General features: G+C 59.1%; 1 protein-coding gene. It reads right to left on the reverse strand.

The window, feature by feature from the left end; translation table 11 throughout:
- Positions 1-266 precede the first annotated feature (266 nt).
- The gene (locus tag BRX37_RS26190) at positions 267-1,304 is read right to left on the reverse strand and encodes an IS110 family RNA-guided transposase (RefSeq protein WP_125990357.1); all 1,038 of its coding nucleotides are present in this window, start codon (positions 1,302-1,304) and stop codon (positions 267-269) included.
- Between the last annotated feature and the right edge of the window lie 125 nt (positions 1,305-1,429).

Below are 1,429 nucleotides of genomic sequence, written 5' to 3' on the forward strand. Positions count from 1 at the left end.
TCTGTGGATGGCTCCCGCGTTGCAAGTACAAATTGATGTTTTGACGTTCGGTCGGTTGCAGTCGTCTGTCCGGCCTACTGTTGCAGTCGGGAGGGACTGCTGGCCCTGATGGGGTCCGCAAACCAGGTCCCAATCGGCTTAACAGGCTATAACGCCTCTGACAGTCCATGGGTTGTCCTGGTTCCCGGTCTGACCGGTATCGCCATCACATCGCATCGCGCTTACAACATCGTGAAGCTGATCTCCTCAGCTTGAGCTCTTAGATGTCAGCCCGCCAGCATTGGGTTATGGCGTGCCTGATAGGTTTCCCCGCGCGTCATGAGCGCCCAGATGACCCTGGCCATCTTGTTGGCCATGGCCACCGTCGCGACCCTGACCGGCTTCTTCGCCAGCCACGCGAGAAGGCGCGGATCGGCAGTGTCGGGTTTGTATTTGGCATATCGGACCAATGCGGTTGCGCCGATGACGAGCAACTTGCGCAGATACTTGTCGCCCATCTTGGTGATACGACCGAGACGATCCTTGCCCCCGCTCGACTTCTGCAGCGGTGTCAGACCCAGCCAGGCTGCAAACTGACGCCCCGACCGGAACTGATGGGGATCGGTTACCGACGCAGCAAAAGCCGTCGCGCCAACAGGTCCAATGCCGGGGATGGTGGACAGGCGTCGTGCGAGGTCGTCACTACGTTGCAAGGCGCCAAGGCTCTTGTCGATTTCCCGGAGCCGGACATGTGTGTCGATCACTTGCTGCGACAGCATGGCAACCACCATTGTTGCCTCCACGGGAAGGCCTGTATCGACTTCTCCCTCAACAATCTGCCTTGCCATAGAAAGCGCCTTCTCAAGGCCTTCCGGAATGGCGATCCCGAACTCCGCCAACATACTGCGCATCATGTTCACCAGCTGCGTGCGCTGCCCCACCAGCAAGCTTCGGGCGCGATGCAGTGACAGCGCGGATTGCTGCTCGCGCGATTTCACAGCGACAAACCGCATCGTCGGGCGCGTGACCGCCTCGCAGATCGCCTCGGCATCGACAGCGTCATTCTTACCGCGTTTAACATAGGGTTTGACGTAGGCCGGTGGCATCAGACGCACCTCGTGACCCAACCCGATCAACTCGCGCGCCCAGTGATGGGAGGTGCCGCAGGCCTCGATTCCGACCAAGCATGGCGACAACTTCCTGAAGAACGGGAGCAACTGGGCTCGGCGCAACGCTTTGCGGACAACGACCTTGCCTGCTGCGTCTATGCCGTGAACCTGGAAAACATTCTTGGCCACATCCAGGCCGATCGTGGTAATCTCCATGGCGGATGGTTCCTTTGCTCGGGTTTGCCTGACAGCAAACCATCTTGGCACCTAGATGCCGTGAGCGGGAGCCATCCACCCTATCCGCTTTCAAGAACTAAACTTGGAAAAGCAGACTACCGCTT

This window comes from Sphingomonas sp. S-NIH.Pt3_0716 (assembly GCF_003950715.1).
Classification (GTDB): domain Bacteria; phylum Pseudomonadota; class Alphaproteobacteria; order Sphingomonadales; family Sphingomonadaceae; genus Sphingobium; species Sphingobium yanoikuyae_A.

Excerpts from the sequence above, each read along its gene's own strand:
- BRX37_RS26190 (WP_125990357.1), bottom strand. The coding sequence starts at position 1,304 with ATGGAGATTACCACGATCGGCCTGGATGTGGCCAAGAATGTTTTCCAG.